This window comes from Streptomyces sp. N35 (genome assembly GCF_016464295.1).
GTDB lineage: Bacteria > Actinomycetota > Actinomycetes > Streptomycetales > Streptomycetaceae > Streptomyces.
Window position 1 is genome coordinate 103,983 of sequence record NZ_JAEIMH010000006.1, and the last position, 14,737, is coordinate 118,719.

Here is a 14,737-nt window from a genome sequence, read left to right on the forward strand (position 1 = left end):
ACGCCCACGACCCGCCCCGCCCCGCCCCGCCCCGCACCTAGCCGCTCCACCCCCGCAGTTCATCCGCGATCCGCACAATCCCCGCCTCACCGGACTTCACCAGCCGGGCCAGATCGCGGACCTGTTCGGCGGAGATGACGACCTTCAGGCCGCTTGCGACGAGGTAGCCGTATGCGACGGCGCAGGCGAACATCGCGTTCGAGCGCTCCAGGGCCGGGATGTGCAGGAGCTGCTGCAGGAGGGCGGCGGCCCGCTGGAAGGGGTCGTCGTAGACCGGGACGCCGAATATCTCCGCCTCATGGCGGCAGACCGCGGCCACGAGGGAGCCCCAGTCGGTGACTTGGGGGTCGCCCGGGGTCTTCTGCTCGGCGATCATCAGCAGCCAGGCGAGATCTATCTTCAGCGTCAAGGCCGGGTGCGCTCCGGACCGAACTCCTCGGCGAACACGGATTCGTAACTCTTCATGAAGTCGGCGGCCGAGTCCACGAAGGTGCGTCCCGCCTCGCCGGCGTCCTGGCGCACGAGTTCCTCGATGTAGCGGTTGACGCTCATCCCCCGGGCCAGGGCACGCTCACGGGCGGCCTTCGCGGTCTCCTCGTCCACGCGGACGTTGAGCTGAGTCTTCGGCATACTTTCAAGCTAGCGCTGAAGCGCTAGCAGCGGCAAGAGGGATCCGGGGCGGAATCCCGCCCTCCTGCGCGGGGGTTTCCCGTGCCCCTTACATGCGTCACCGACGCCCGACTTCGGAGGGATACCGCGCATCCGTCGAACACGGCTACTCTCGGCGTTCGTACGCGAGTTGGGACGGACTGGAGCCCGGGAGGCGGCCTTGTCCACACCGTCAGCAGCACATCTCACCGACCTCGCGGAACCGGCCCGCATCGCGGCCCGGGCCCGTGGGCTGACCAAGGCGTACGGCTCGGGCGAGACGACCGTGCTCGCGCTCGACGCGGTCGACGTCGATATCGCGCGCGGCCGGTTCACGGCCGTGATGGGGCCTTCGGGCTCGGGCAAGTCGACCCTGATGCACTGTCTGGCCGGTCTCGACTCCGTGTCCGCGGGGCAGGTATGGCTCGGCGACACCGAGATCACCGGGCTGCGGGAGCGGGAGCTGACACGGCTGCGCCGGGACCGGATCGGTTTCATGTTCCAGGCGTTCAATCTGCTGCCGACGCTCAACGCCCGCGAGAACATCACGCTGCCGATGGACATCGCCGGGCGCAAACCCGATGCCGAGTGGCTGGAGCGTGTGATCGACACCCTTGGCCTGCGGGACCGGCTCAAACACCGGCCGGCGCAGTTGTCCGGCGGTCAGCAGCAGCGGGTGGCCTGTGCGCGGGCGCTTGCCTCACGGCCCGAGCTGATCTTCGCGGACGAGCCGACGGGGAACCTGGACTCGCGTGCCGGGCTCGAAGTGCTCGGATTCCTGCGCGAGGCCGTCGACGAGCTCGACCAGACCGTCGTCATGGTCACGCACGACCCGGGCGCCGCGGCGCACTCGGATCTCGTGCTCTTCCTCGGCGACGGACGGATCGTCGACCGGATGGAGGAGCCGACGGCGGAGGCGGTCCTTGAGCGGATGAAGCGCTTCGACTCACTCGGAGCGGTGCCTTCCGCACGCTCCGAAGAGCCCGGCAAACAGTCGGCAGAACCCGGCACACAGGTGGCAGAACCCGACGCACCGTCGGCCGACCCGCTGCGCAAGGACTGAGGCACCCGTGCTCAAGGCCACGCTGCGCAGTTTCTTCGCCCACAAGGGCCGTCTGTTCCTCTCGGCGCTCGCCGTGATCCTGTCGGTGGCGTTCGTCGCGGGCAGCCTGATCTTCTCCGACACGGTGACCCGTACCTTCGACCGGCTCTTCGCGTCGACCTCAGCTGATGTCACCATCACGGCCAAGGAGGACATCGACGAGGGCATCCCCTCCGGTCTGGTGCCCACCGTGCCCGCCGAACTCGCCGAGCGGATCCGCTCGGTGGAAGGGGTCGAGGGGACGCACCTCGATGTGGGCGTCGAGAACATCACGGTCGTCGACGCGGAGAACGGGCCGGTCGGACCGACCACCGGCGCGCCCACGATCGCCACCAACTGGTATGTCACCGACCGCAGTCCGGTCGAACTCACCGACGGCCGTGAGCCCGCGGGTCCGGGCGAGGCGCTGCTCGACGCGGACACCGCCGACAGCAAGAACCTCGAGATCGGCGACACCCTGACGGTGCTCGCGCGGCCCGGGTCGTTCAAGGTGGAGATCGTCGGCATCGCCACGTTCACCACGACCAACCCCGGTGCCGCGCTGGTGTTCCTGGACACCGCCACCGCACAGCAGGAACTGCTCGGCGACCCCGAGAAGGCCACCGGCATCGCCGTCGACGCTGCCTCCGGAGTCACCGACGAGCAGCTCAAGAAGAACCTCGCGGCCGCGCTCGGTACCACGTACGAACTGCAGACCGCGGACGAGCAGGCCGAGTCCGCCGCGTCCGAACTCGGCGGATTCCTCGACGTCATCAAGTACGTGATGCTCGGCTTCGCGGGGATCGCGGTGCTTGTCGGCATCTTCCTGATCGTCAACACCTTCTCGATGCTGATCGCCCAGCGCACCCGTGAACTCGGCCTGATGCGGGCGCTGGGCGCGGACCGCCGTCAGGTGCGCCGCTCGGTGATGACCGAGGCGCTGCTGCTCGGCCTGGTCGGCTCGACGCTCGGTCTGGCCACGGGCATCGGCCTGGCCGCGGGCCTCATCGAGCTGATGGGCCTGCTCGGGATGAACCTCAAGACCACCGAGATGGTCATCGGCTGGGGAACACCCGTCATTTCGTACGCGGTGGGGGTCGGCGTCACCTTCCTCGCCGCGTATCTGCCGGCCAGGCGGGCGGCCCGGGTCTCCCCCATGGCGGCGCTCGCGGACATCGAAGTCATGGGCCTGGGACGCCCGTTGACGGTGCGCGCGATCGTCGGTTCCGTGGTGGGCGCGGCCGGTGCGGCCGCCCTGATCGGGTGTGCGCTGGCCAAGGACAGCGCGGGTGCGGGCTCGCTGCTCGGGCTCGGTGTGGTCCTGACGCTGATCGCGACGGTGATCGCCGGTCCACTGCTCGTACGGCCTGTGATCCGCGTTCTGGGCGGGGCGTTCCCCGCGATGTTCGGCTCGGTGGGGCGGATGAGCCAGCGCAACGCGCTGCGCAATCCGCGCCGTACCGGTGCCACCGCCGCGGCACTGATGGTCGGGCTCGCGCTCGTGGGCGGACTCTCCGTGGCCAGTGCTTCGATGACCAAGTCCTTCGACGACCAGATCGACCGCTCGCTCGGCGCCGACTTCGTCGTGCAGAACAGCAACTTCATGCCGTTCCCCACCGAGGTCACCGAGGCCGCGAAGAGCGCGGACGGCGCGGCGCTCGTCGTACGGCAGCGGTTCGTCCCGATCGCGCTCACGCTGCCGGACGGCGAGCGGGTGGAGTCCACGGCGTCCGCGTACGAGTCACGCCTCGACGAGGTGGCGAAGGTCGAGTACACGGCCGGCGACACACAGGCCGCACTCGCCGCCGACAGCCTGGGCATGGACCAGGCGTTCGCGGCGGAGCACGGCGTGAAGGCCGGCGACCGGCTGTCCGTGGAGTTCCCCGGCAAGAAGAAGGCGACCCTGACCGTGGGGGCCCTGACCGATCTGCCGGGCAGTGGCACCTTCGGCCCGCAGGGAGGGGTCTTCCTCGGGTTCGGGACCGCCGACAAGTACGTGCCGGACGGCCAGGACTCGGCGGTGTACATCAACGCGGGCTCCGGTGTGGACGCCGATGAGCTCCGCAAGGGCCTTGAGACGGCGCTCGACCCGTATCCGCAGGTCCAGGTCCGTGACCAGGCCGACTACAAGGAGCTGATCCGGGGCCAGATCGCGGTCATGCTCTACCTCGTCTACGCCCTGCTCGGCCTCGCGATCATCATCGCGGTGCTCGGCGTCATCAACACCCTTGCCCTGTCGGTCGTCGAGCGGACCCGTGAGATCGGTCTGCTGCGGGCGATCGGCCTGGCACGGCGCCAGTTGAGCTGGATGATCCGCCTCGAGTCGGTGGTGATCTCGGTGTTCGGGGCGCTGCTCGGGATCGCGCTCGGCCTGGTGTGGGGCGTGGCGGTGCAGCAGGTGCTCGCCCTGGAGGGGATGACAGCCTTCGCGATCCCCTGGGGAACCATGATCGCGGTGGTGCTCGGTTCGATCGTGGTGGGCCTCGCGGCGGCGCTGCTGCCCGCGCTGCGCGCGGCCCGGATGAATGTGCTGGCGGCGATCGCGCACGAATAGGGCGGGTGGCGGGGTAGGACCGGCTCGACATCGCACGGTGAGGGAAAGAGACGATGAGCCGCCCGTTCCGCTTCGGCGTGAACTTCCTGACGCCCGCACCCGCCGACGAGTGGCGGGCGAAGTGCCGCCGTGCCGAGGAGCTCGGTTACGACGTCCTTCTCGTCGCCGACCACCTCGGCATGCCGGCGCCGTTCCCGGCGCTCGTGGCCGCGGCGGAGGCGACCGAACGGCCGCGCCTGGGCACCTTCGTGCTCAACGCCGGCTTCTGGAACCCCGCCCTGTTGGCCCGTGAGATCGCCACCACGGACGGTCTCACCGGCGGCCGCCTGGAGGTGGGGCTCGGCGCGGGGGACGTCCGGGCCGGGCACGGGGCGGGCGGGCGGGCCTGGGGGTCACCCGGCGCGCGGGTGGATCATCTCGCCCATACCGTACGGGAGTTGAGACGCCTGTACGCCGACGAGGCCCTGCAAGGGCAGCTGGCGCAGAAGGACGGGCCTCCGCTGCTGATCGGCGGCAACGGTGAGCGGGTCCTGCGGCTCGCCGCCGAGGAAGCCGCGACCGTGGCCTTCACCGGGGCGCGCTCGGCACCCGGGGCGCCGGGCACGCTGCTCGCCCTGAGCGCCGAGGAGTTCGGGTCCCGCATCGCGCGCTACGAGGAGTTCGAGCGGGCCGCGGGCGGGCCGCCCGCGGAGCGGAACCTGCTGCTGCAGCTGGTCCGGCTCACCGAGGACCGGGCCGAAGCGGTGGCGGCCCTGACGGAGCGCAGCTCCCATCTGACACCGGCGCAGGTGCTCGCGCTGCCGATCCTGGCCGTGGGCACCCTGGACGAGGTGACCCGTCAACTCCTGGAGCAGCGGGAGCAGTTCGGCTGCTCGTATCTGACCGTGCTCGAACCGTACATGGAGGCCTTCGCTCCGGTGATCCGGGCGCTGCGCGGGCGGTGACCGCGCAGGGGCCTCGCGGTCTGTCCGTATCGCGGAATTGCCTGGCCCGGGCAGGACGGCCGGTGATGGGATGTCCGCATGACCGATCTGCGCATCCGGGCCGCCGGACCCGAGGACCTCGACGCCGTACTCGCCTTCTGGAAGACCGCCGCCGAGGGCACGAGCATCAGCGACGACCGGGCGGGGGTCGAGCGGCTCGTCGAGCGGGATCCGCGGGCGCTGATCCTCGCGGAGCTGGACGGGGACCTCGTGGGCACGGTGATCGCCGGGTTCGACGGCTGGCGGTGCCATCTGTACCGGCTCGCCGTCCATCCGGACCGCCGGCGGCGCGGTATCGGTGCGGCGCTGCTCACCGCCGCCGAGGAGCGGTTCGCGGCGCTCGGCGGCCGGCGGGCCGACGCGATGGTCCTGGTGCGGAACGAGACCGGGCAGCGCGCCTGGGAGGCCGGTGGCTACCACCCGGAGGAGCAGTGGCGGCGGTGGGTGAAGCCGCTCGCCGAGCCGGCCTCGTAGCGCGCCTTGCCGGGGTGAGCCCGTCGGGGTTCACCTCTCCGGGGCGGGGTACCACGGGGTTTCCGGACTTCTGTTCGTTGCCCCCAGCACCTACCTTTGCGATCCCTTTAATATGGAGCGTCACCGCTGTACCCCTCCACACGAAAGGTGTGAGCGTCCGCCCATGGGCGAGCCTCCCAGTACCCGACATCGCGCACTCTCCGTATCCCTGGCCGATCATGGGACGGAGGTGACCCGATGACCGAAGCGCTCCTGCTCCTCGTGGCGCTGCTGCTCACGCTGGCCTGTGGTGTCTTCGTCGCCGCCGAGTTCTCGCTGACCACGGTCGAGCGCTCCTCCCTGGAACGTGCCGCCGCCGAGGGCGAGCGCGGTGCGGACAGCGCCCTCAAGGCCGTGCGCACCCTCACCTTCCAGCTCTCCGGCGCCCAGCTCGGCATCACCGTCACCGGCCTGGTCATCGGCATGCTCTCCAAGCCGTCGCTCGGCAAGCTGCTCGCCGGCCCCCTCGACGACCTGGGGCTCTCGCACTCGGCCGCCGACAGTGTGGCCCTGGTGCTCGCCACCGCGTTCTCCACCGTGATCCTGATGGTGATCGGCGAGCTGGTGCCCAAGAACTGGGCCATCTCCTCACCCCTCGCGGTGGCCAAGCGGGTGGCGACGGCCCAGCGCTGGTTCAGCCTGGCGTTCAAGCCCCTGATCAACCACCTCAACAACACCGCGAACCGTTCCGTACGCCGCTTCGGCATGGAACCCGCCGAGGAGCTGGCCTCCGCGCGCGGGCCGCAGGAGCTGGCCGCGCTGGCCCGGCACTCCGCGAAGGAGGGCGCCCTCGAGGCGGACACCGCGGAGCTGTTCGTCCGCACCCTGAACCTCGCCGACCTGACGGCCGAGAACGTGATGACCCCGCGCGTCCAGGTCATGGCCCTGGACATGAAGGCCACGGCGGAGGATGTCGCCACGGCGACCAGGGCGACGGGCCTGTCCCGCTTCCCGGTCTACCGCGAGTCGCTCGACCAGGTGGTCGGCGTCGTCCACATCAAGGACGTTCTGGCCGTGCCCGCCGACCGCAGGCCCCGCCAGTCGGTGGCGCATCTGATGCGCGAGCCGCTGCTCGTACCGGAGTCGCTGACCGTGGACCGGCTGCTCGACCGGCTCTCCGGCAAGCGCACGATGGCCGTCGTCATCGACGAGTACGGGGGTACGGCCGGAGTGGCCACCCTCGAGGACATCGTCGAGGAGGTCGTGGGCGAGGTCCGCGACGAGCACGATCCGCACGAGACCACCGACCTGGCCCCGGCCGGCGAGGACGAGGAGGGGCGCTCGCTGTACTCGGCGGACGGCGCCGCCCGCATGGACCAGCTGGAGAGGATCGGCCTGCATGCGCCGGACGGCCCGTACGAGACGCTCGCCGGCCTGATGGCCACCGAGCTCGGCCACATCCCGGTCGTCGGCGACAGCATCGAGGTGGCCGGCTGGCGCCTCGACGTGGTCGACGCCACCGGCCGCCGCGCCGCCCGCGTCCTGATGCACACGCCCCTGCACAAGACCTCCGCGGAGGCTCAGCGATGATCGCCGTACAGCTCCTCATCGGTCTGGCGACCCTGGTCGTCAACGCCTTCTTCGTGGGCGCCGAGTTCGCCCTGATCTCGGTGCGCCGCAGCCAGGTCGAACCTCATGCGGAAGAGGGCGACCGGCGCGCGCGCAGCGTCATGTGGGGCCTGGAGCACGTCTCGCACCTGATGGCGGCCGCCCAGCTCGGCATCACCCTGTGCACCCTGGTGCTCGGTATCGTCGCCGAGCCCGCGATCGCCCATCTCCTGGAGCCGGGCATGGACGCCATCGGGGTGCCGCACGGTCTGGTGCATCCGATCTCGTTCGTGATCGCTCTCTCGGTGGCCACGTATCTGCACATGCTGCTCGGCGAGATGATCCCGAAGAACATCGCGCTCGCCGAGCCCGTGAAGTCGGCGCTGCTGCTCGGCCCGCCGCTGGTCGCGATCACCCGGGCGCTGCGTCCGGTGATCTTCGCGATCAACGCCTTCGCCAACGCGCTGCTCAAGCTGCTGCGGGTGGAGCCGAAGGACGAGGTCGAGGCGAGCTTCTCGGACGATCAACTGGCCCGTATGGTCAAGGACTCCAGTGACGCGGGTCTGCTCGACGACCGTGCGACGGAGCGTCTGCACGATGCCCTGGAGCTGGGCAACCGTCCGGTGCGGGATGTCGTGCTGCCGCTGGAGCAGGTCACCTACGCACGGCTCGGAGTGACGCCGGAGCAGTTGGAGCGGCTCTCGGCCGAGTCCGGGTTCTCCCGCTTCCCCGTGGTGGACCAGGCGCGCAGGATCGTCGGGTATCTCCACGTCAAGGACGCGCTTGAGGTCCAGCCGCGTGATCTGCCGTTCCAGGTGCAGGACATGCGCGCGATCGCACGGGTGCGCGAGACGACCCCGCTGGACGACGTGCTGACCGCGATGCGCCGCAGCCGTACGCATGTGGCGGCGGTGCTCGGCGAGGACGGACGGCTCGCGGGTCTGGTGACCATGGAGGATGTGCTGCGGGAGCTGTTCGGGCAGCCGGTCTGAGGCCTGCCCGCTGCCGCGCCGTAAATCGGTTGACCGTGTCCATAGGGTTTCCGGCATGACCCTTCGCCTGGCAGAGATCACCCCGGACACCCTCGACACCGCGCTCGCGATCCGCGTAAGGAGCGACCAGGAGCACCTGGTCGCTCCCGTGGTGAAGTCACTCGCCGAGGCGTATGTGCATCAGGAGACGGCCTGGCCGCGGCTGATCATGGACGGGGACAGGGCCGTCGGCTTTCTCATGCTGTTTCTCGACATCCACTGGGACGAGGACCCGAACGGCACGGACATACGCTCCGGTCTGTGGCGTCTGAACATCGCGGACGGTGAACAGGGCCGCGGATACGGCCGGTTCGCGGTCGAGGCAGTCGCACAGGAGCTCCGCCGGCGGGGCGAGAAGAGCCTGTACGTGACGTGGCACCCGGGCCCGGACGGGCCCGAAGGGTTCTACCGCGGCCTCGGGTTCGAGCCCACCGGCGAGACGAGCGGCGACCAGACCGTGGGTGTGCTCGCCCTGGGGTGAGCACACCCACGCGTCGCCGGTTCAGTACTGGCCGACTTCGTAGTGGCCGGCCGGCTGCTGGGTGATGACGTTGAGCCGGTTGAAGGTGTTGATGATCGCGATACCCATCACCAGCGCCGACAACTGCTCCTCGTCGTAGTGCTTGGCGGCGTCGGCCCACGCCTCGTCGCTCACACCGCCGGCCGCGTCCGCGATCCGGGTGCCCTGCTCGGCCAGTTCCAGGGCCGCGCGCTCGGCGTCGGTGTAGACGGTGGCCTCGCGCCAGGCGGCCACGAGGTTCAGCCGGATCAGCGTCTCGCCCGCGGCGGCCGCCTCCTTGAGATGCATGTCGAGGCAGCCCGAGCAGCCGTTGATCTGGCTGGCGCGGATCTTCACCAGCTCCTGCGTGGCCCGGGGCAGCGTCGACTCCTCGAGGACCTTGCCCGCCGCGATGATGTGCTTCAGGGCCTTCATCGGGACCTGGTGGCCCATGGGGTTCAGACGAGCTTCCATTGTGTGCTCCTCGGTTCGTTGTGATGCCTGCACTCACGTGACGAGACAGCCCGGCTGCGCGTAACACGCACGCGTGTGACCTGCGTCTCAGGGTTCACGGGCAGGCGCGGCAGGTCCCGGAGCGAGGCGATAACATCACTCGCGCCATGCAGATGAATGCCACATACACCAGTCTTGTCGCGGTCGGCGACTCCTTCACCGAGGGCATGTCGGACCGCCTGCCCGACGGCAGCTACCTGCCAACGAAATCCCGACTATTGACCAGGTGAGGGACCGCAGCGGCGGGGTGTTTCTCGGGGTTCCTGGGGCGTTCCTCCGGGTGTACCCGGCATGATCGTCTCCCAAATCCCCCCCCCACCTGTCCCCCATGGCGGATCGCAGCATTCCACCGCACCTCCCCCACCCAGGAGCAGAATAGGCGCGAGCCCCCCTCCGGCTATGGGAGGGGGGCTCACTCGCGCCGGGTTCCCGACAGAGGGCCACTCGGTTGGGCCCGGCACGACAGGAAGGGCGCATGGCCCACCCTGTCCAACTGATGCCCTAGGCAAGCGGTTGTTCCCTCTTTCGAGTGAACTATGCCAGGGGAATATGCCAACACGAAGGGCCTCGCGGCGGGGTGGGGCCGCGAGGCCGGACGTGCCGAGGGGTGCGCTCCCCGCGGGGGCCGGGCGGGGGGGGGGGGAGGCCGGGGCCGCTGACCGCCGGGTCCCGAATCCCGGCGGTCAGCAGCGGAGCATGTCGAGCGTCCTACCCCCTGACAGATCGTTGAAAGCGGTGTGCTGCATATATCTAGAGCGTTCCGTTCACACGGGGCGCGCGTGGACCCTGCGATCTCCCGACGTTTTCGGCGTCATCCGAGGTGACGGCGCTTCCCTGTCGCGGAAGATCATCAAATTTACCGGGCCAGGTAAAGACACATTGCCATGATCGTTACAGCTTGTTCGAGTGCCACTCGACCCGATGCCCATCTGGGTACACACCCGCCGCCGGGCAATCGGCGAGCACATCCGCACCGCACGTCTCCATGCCAACCTCTCGCAAGCCGCGCTTGGTGAACTTGTCGGCCGCGACCACAAGACGATCCACCGGTACGAGCGCGGCGACAGTGACCCCCGGCTCAGCGACCTCCTGCTCATCGCCGACGCGCTCGAAGTCCCCGTCGCCGAACTCCTCGCTGAATAGGCCCGCCCGCCGCACAGGGGCCGTCCCCGCTCAACGCGCCGCCGGAAGGTCCAGCACGTTGCGCGAGCCACGGCGGGCGGGGGTCTTAGGCGTTCTCCCGCAGGGCGGATGGTGTCGGGCGGCCTGAGCTGGGCCACTCTGTCTTGCTGTAGCAGTGGTAGTGCTCGCCCTTGTGCTTCTCGGGGAGGGTGCAGTGGAGGCTTCCGGAAGGGTCCGCGTGGAAGCAGGGCAGGCCCGAGCCTGCGTGCGGCCTCACCCGGTGGCTGTCGTTCGCGCTCATTCCCCGCCCGCCTTCCCGCAGTTGTCGCACGCCCGCGGGAACCACGCGAAGCGCTGGCCGGCGCGGTGTGCGTACCGCGGGCCGAGATCGGTGACACTTCCGGCCGCGAGGGTGATGGAGCACCACACGCAATCCCGGCCACGTATCTGCGGCTCGCTGAGCTCACGCAGCGGCGGAAGCTGCCGCGACGGCTTCTTTCGGCTGTCGAATGCTGCGTTTGCTGTACGCGGTGTGGTCACAGGTCGATGATGGGAGTGCACGTCAGGCGGGAGATAGGCCGTGCGGTGGCCACGAGTGGCCATGTCGCGGCCATGGCCGAAAGTCTGAGCGATGACAGCGCACAATGACCGCATGGGCCGCAACGACGCGCTCCGGGCTGCCCGGCTGCGGGCGGGCTGGCGCTCTGCCGAACAGGCCGCCGAAAAGCTGCAGTTACTGGGCCAGCGGATTCTCGACGATCCGCATTTCACGGTGTCGGCGCGATCGTGGCGACGCTGGGAGGGGCAGCGTCCGGGCTGGCCCTCCGATGAGACTGCGGCGGTGTTGCACGATGCATTCGGCCTGTGGCCCGAAGATCTGGGCTTCACGACTCCGCCCGGGTGGATCCGGCCCGAGCATCACCGCGAGGGCGACATGAAGCGCCGCGGCTTCCTCAACGTGACCGCCGCCGCGCTCGTCGCCGGCCCGGTGTCCCCGCAGCACGTCGACCCCGCCCTGATCGACTACTTTCAGCAGCAGTTGGAGGGCCACTACAGGGCGGACATGTTCCTCGGTCCGCATGATCTGATCGGCACGGTGTCCGCGCAGTACCAACTGATCGACAAGCTGGTGCGGTCGGCGGCCGGCGAGACCCGTCGCGGTCTGCTGCGCGTGGGTGCCGCCTATGCCGCGCTGGTGGGCTGGCTGTATCAGGACGCCGGCGACATGGACGGAGCCTCGTTCTGGCGCGGGGTGACGCAGGAGATCGCGATGCGGTCCCGTGACCCGCACCTGATCGGATACTCGCTCGTCAACCAGGCGCAGGTGCGCACGGATCTGGGCGACGGGTACGCGGTCATCGACTTGTGCGAGGCCGCGCTCGAGGACTCGCGTCGGATCGTGCCGAAGGTCCGCATCATGGCCATGCAGCAGCAGGCCCACGGTGCCAGCCTCACCGGCGACCGCACCGCGGTAGACCGGCTCATCGACCAGGCCGACCAGCTGCTGCCCCGTGTCGATGACGATCTGCCGTGGGGGAACGCTTGTCGTCGTACCCCCGGCTATCTCGAGGTGCAACGTGCCACCTGCTATGGCCGGTTGGGGCTCGGTGATGAGGCCGGCGCCCTGTGGGGGCAGGTGCTTGATGCCGTCCCGGAGACGGCTCGTCGTGATCGCGGCGTGTACATGGCCCGGCACGCGACTGCAGCGGCCACGGCCGGCGATCCGGACCAGGCGCTGCACATTGCGCGCGTGGTCGCGGATATTGCGTCGGAGACGCGGTCGGCCAGGATGCGGAGGGAGTTGGGGGCTCTTCAGCGGGCGATGAGGCCGTGGCAGGATGCCCCGGTCGGCCGGGATCTCGGGGAGGTTCTGGCGCCTGTGACGGAGGGGATTTGATCGTGGCTGAGCTGCCGGTGCCGTTGACCGAGGATGAGATTGTGATCGCGCTGGATGGGGCGCCGGGTTGGCGGCGTGAGGGTGATGAGATCTCCCGGACGTTCGGGATCCGGTATCACGGCGGTGTGGCGATGATCGTGCACGTGGCGGACGTCGAGCGTCTCATCGGTCACCACGCGGACATCGACCTCAGGTGGGGCACGGTGCGGTTCGCGATCACCACGCACGACGCCGGGCACAAGCTGACCGCCGCGGACTTCGACCTCGCGCATCGGATCGACGCCATCGCCGAGGCGCACGGGGCTGCGCCTCGGGCGTGACTGGGCATATGCCGTCTTCCTGCGGGGATGGTGCGGTGTCAGTGCGTCCACATAGGCTTTGATCTATGCCCCCCGCCCCCTCTGCCTCTGGCTCTGTGCGCGCTGACGAGCTGAACGAGCAGATCCGTTTGCTTGTGTCGGCGTGCCCGGCGGTGCGGCTGCGTCCGGAGCAGAGCGCCGAATACTGGCGGCTCGTGGCGGAATGGAATGCCGCGGTGCGCAGCGAGGTCGTCGAGGCGGCCTGAAGGTCAACCTCGGATCTGCGAGGTGTCGGCCTCACGCCCGATGGCCGAAGCTGTCCGGGTCGATCAGCTATCGAATGGGGGATGCATGCGTCATGTGACACGAGGGACGACGGTTCTGTCCGCCGTGGCAGCCGCGGTGCTCTTTGCCGCAACAGGGGCCGCCGCCGCGCCGACCGGAGACCCTGAGATCTGGACGCGGAGTTGTGGGACGACTTACTCCGGGGTGACGACGAGCAAGAAGGCGGTCACCGGCAAGGGTAGCGATGGGTGGTGTGCCGGCCACGCGTGGCTGCGAGTGCAGTACCGGGCGGGCAACTGGTCCGCATGGAAGCACGGCACGCATCAGGCCGTCATCACAAACGCCGACGGGAACATCATGCGCAGCCAGCACAAGGGTTGCGGAGATTGCGCGGTATACAAGACCGAGAAATGACCAGGCCAGCCAGGTGATTGCCGCATGCCTGCGCTGCCTACGGCGTGGGCATGCGGCGATACGCGGCGAGGTCGCCACGGCGGCTTAAGATCCTGAGGTGGCTATCGAACTCCCTGATGATCTGATCGCGAAGGAACGAGCGGCTTGGGCTGCGATCCAGGCCGGAACGCTGAATGTGGAGACGGCTGCGCAGGTTCAGGCCGGAATCACCGCACTCGCAGAAGCGACGGGCGAAAGCCGCTACACGATTGAGCAGGCCCTCAAGCACGCTGTTCGTCACCCCGAGCCTGAGGCCGACGCGGCCTGAGTCCACAGGGGCAGGCCGCGCGCGGTCGGATGCGGATAGCCTCGCCGCGGGGGACGACGAGGCCACGCTCTGGCAGGGTCAGGCGACCGCGGGCCGCTGCGTCCACAGATCCGCTATGAGATCAAGGCCGCTCGACGATACGTAGGCGGTCGGATGGGTCCAGCCGTTGGTCATCTCCATCTTCACGGTGAAGTGACCCGAGTCCTGGTGCGGCTTACGGGGCAAGTTCCTCGCCCCACCACGCTGCGACACCTGGCGTCGGAAGATGTTGATCTCGACCAGCCAGGTAGTCAGCACCTTTACGTCGACGCCGAACAGGTCGGCCGTCTCGCGCATGCCGATCAGGCCGTCAGTAGCGAGAAACTTGTCCCACTTGCCTGCCTTCGGCGCGGCGACCTCCAACTCTGCCTTGATCTTCTGCTCGCGTTCGAGAGCCTGTACGTACTGCCGAGCCATGTCGAGTTCGGAGATCGGCTTGGACGGCCCGAGCTCGGCTTCCCGGGTCCGGACGGCGAAGTACGCCTGCGCCGCAGCGACGGCGGGCTTGTTTGGGTCGCCGTTCATGGCGACCAGGTACGCGGCGCCGCGACTCAGACGGAAGTCGATCCGCGCGGGGCCCCCTCCGGGAACGTTTTCCCGGAGTCGGGAAAACGCCTGTTCAGAATAGGTGTTGGTGTTCTCGGCGGCCCGGACCGCCCGGTCTATGACGCGCAGGAAGTTGTCCCACTTGTCGTAGGCCATGACGGGCTGAAGCTCGCGGGCGAGCCAGTATTCGCCGCGCTCGTCCTCGTGACGCAGGGCGTCGAATGGGCTGGTCGGCTGGCTGAAGGGCGACCCGGGCCGACTGAATTCGTACCCGCTGTTGACGGCGGGTACAGGAACGTTAGGGTGGAACTGATCCATGGAGCTGTTTCTCCTTGATCCGTAGCCCTCGGCGGACCCGACATCCGCGCGAGGGCTGATCTATGTCCCGACACCGATCGGCATATGCGGATCGGCTAGCCCTGAAGTCTACGCTGCGTTACCGACATGGAGCGGGCGCT

At 69.1% G+C, this 14,737-nt stretch carries 17 protein-coding genes and 1 pseudogene; 14 read left to right on the top strand and 4 right to left on the bottom strand.

What is annotated here, in order from left to right:
• Positions 1-37 precede the first annotated feature (37 nt).
• Together JAO81_RS05120 and JAO81_RS05125 are read right to left on the bottom strand one after the other, a co-directional pair.
• A complete protein-coding gene (locus tag JAO81_RS05120; protein WP_199546540.1) occupies positions 38-409 on the bottom strand; it encodes a fic family toxin-antitoxin system, toxin component in 372 nt (123 codons plus the stop codon).
• Positions 406-630 (bottom strand): toxin-antitoxin system HicB family antitoxin, encoded by a 225-nt coding sequence (locus JAO81_RS05125; protein ID WP_199546541.1) that lies wholly within the window; start codon positions 628-630, stop codon positions 406-408. The genes JAO81_RS05120 and JAO81_RS05125 overlap by 4 nt, the downstream gene beginning before the upstream one ends.
• Before the next feature lie 199 nt (positions 631-829).
• On the opposite strand from JAO81_RS05125, the gene JAO81_RS05130 reads away from it, so the two are divergent.
• The 7 genes from JAO81_RS05130 to JAO81_RS05160 all read left to right on the top strand — a co-directional run bounded on the left by JAO81_RS05130 (position 830) and on the right by JAO81_RS05160 (position 8,839).
• A complete protein-coding gene (locus JAO81_RS05130) occupies positions 830-1,711 on the top strand; it encodes an ABC transporter ATP-binding protein (RefSeq protein ID WP_233414933.1) in 882 nt (293 codons plus the stop codon).
• A 7-nt stretch (positions 1,712-1,718) separates the two neighbouring features.
• Positions 1,719-4,283, top strand: a complete 2,565-nt coding sequence (locus tag JAO81_RS05135) for an ABC transporter permease (protein ID WP_199546542.1) — start codon at positions 1,719-1,721, stop codon at positions 4,281-4,283.
• 53 nt (positions 4,284-4,336) lie between these two features.
• Positions 4,337-5,227, top strand: coding sequence for a TIGR03621 family F420-dependent LLM class oxidoreductase (locus tag JAO81_RS05140; RefSeq protein WP_199546543.1), 891 nt, complete (start codon positions 4,337-4,339; stop codon positions 5,225-5,227).
• Positions 5,228-5,305: 78 nt separating this feature from the next.
• Entirely contained in the window at positions 5,306-5,740 is a 435-nt protein-coding gene (locus tag JAO81_RS05145) for a GNAT family N-acetyltransferase (protein ID WP_199546544.1), read from the top strand.
• 237 nt (positions 5,741-5,977) lie between these two features.
• Positions 5,978-7,309, top strand: a complete 1,332-nt coding sequence (locus tag JAO81_RS05150) for a hemolysin family protein (protein WP_199546545.1) — start codon at positions 5,978-5,980, stop codon at positions 7,307-7,309.
• Positions 7,306-8,319 (top strand): hemolysin family protein, encoded by a 1,014-nt coding sequence (locus JAO81_RS05155; RefSeq protein ID WP_199546546.1) that lies wholly within the window; start codon positions 7,306-7,308, stop codon positions 8,317-8,319. The genes JAO81_RS05150 and JAO81_RS05155 overlap by 4 nt, the downstream gene beginning before the upstream one ends.
• 55 nt (positions 8,320-8,374) lie before the next feature.
• Positions 8,375-8,839 (top strand): GNAT family N-acetyltransferase, encoded by a 465-nt coding sequence (locus JAO81_RS05160; RefSeq protein WP_199546547.1) that lies wholly within the window; start codon positions 8,375-8,377, stop codon positions 8,837-8,839.
• A gap of 21 nt (positions 8,840-8,860) precedes the next feature.
• Here JAO81_RS05160 and JAO81_RS05165 read toward each other — a convergent pair whose 3' ends face one another.
• Positions 8,861-9,331: a carboxymuconolactone decarboxylase family protein gene (locus tag JAO81_RS05165; RefSeq protein WP_199546548.1), complete on the bottom strand. Its 471-nt coding sequence runs from the start codon at positions 9,329-9,331 to the stop codon at positions 8,861-8,863.
• Positions 9,332-9,477: 146 nt separating this feature from the next.
• Between JAO81_RS05165 and JAO81_RS42220 the strand changes: the two are divergent.
• From JAO81_RS42220 to JAO81_RS05195, 7 genes and pseudogenes are all read left to right on the top strand, one after another.
• Positions 9,478-9,567, top strand: a pseudogene (locus JAO81_RS42220) (SGNH/GDSL hydrolase family protein); the annotation flags it as partial.
• Positions 9,568-10,291: 724 nt separating this feature from the next.
• Entirely contained in the window at positions 10,292-10,513 is a 222-nt protein-coding gene (locus JAO81_RS05170) for a helix-turn-helix domain-containing protein (RefSeq protein WP_233414934.1), read from the top strand.
• A 631-nt stretch (positions 10,514-11,144) separates the two neighbouring features.
• Positions 11,145-12,389 carry a Twin-arginine translocation pathway signal gene (locus JAO81_RS05175; RefSeq protein WP_199546550.1) on the top strand — a complete coding sequence of 415 codons (1,245 nt, stop codon included), beginning with the start codon at positions 11,145-11,147 and terminating at the stop codon, positions 12,387-12,389.
• Between the two features lie 2 nt (positions 12,390-12,391).
• The gene (locus tag JAO81_RS05180) at positions 12,392-12,709 is read left to right on the top strand and encodes a 4a-hydroxytetrahydrobiopterin dehydratase (RefSeq protein WP_199546551.1); all 318 of its coding nucleotides are present in this window, start codon (positions 12,392-12,394) and stop codon (positions 12,707-12,709) included.
• Positions 12,710-12,804: 95 nt separating this feature from the next.
• The gene (locus tag JAO81_RS05185; RefSeq protein WP_307813150.1) at positions 12,805-12,954 is read left to right on the top strand and encodes a hypothetical protein; all 150 of its coding nucleotides are present in this window, start codon (positions 12,805-12,807) and stop codon (positions 12,952-12,954) included.
• A gap of 223 nt (positions 12,955-13,177) precedes the next feature.
• The gene (locus tag JAO81_RS05190; RefSeq protein WP_199546553.1) at positions 13,178-13,387 is read left to right on the top strand and encodes a hypothetical protein; all 210 of its coding nucleotides are present in this window, start codon (positions 13,178-13,180) and stop codon (positions 13,385-13,387) included.
• A gap of 97 nt (positions 13,388-13,484) precedes the next feature.
• Positions 13,485-13,694 (top strand): hypothetical protein, encoded by a 210-nt coding sequence (locus tag JAO81_RS05195; RefSeq protein ID WP_199546554.1) that lies wholly within the window; start codon positions 13,485-13,487, stop codon positions 13,692-13,694.
• Positions 13,695-13,772: 78 nt separating this feature from the next.
• On the opposite strand, the gene JAO81_RS05200 is transcribed toward JAO81_RS05195, so the two are convergent.
• Positions 13,773-14,597, bottom strand: coding sequence for a phage antirepressor KilAC domain-containing protein (locus JAO81_RS05200; protein ID WP_199546555.1), 825 nt, complete (start codon positions 14,595-14,597; stop codon positions 13,773-13,775).
• Positions 14,598-14,737 lie beyond the last annotated feature (140 nt).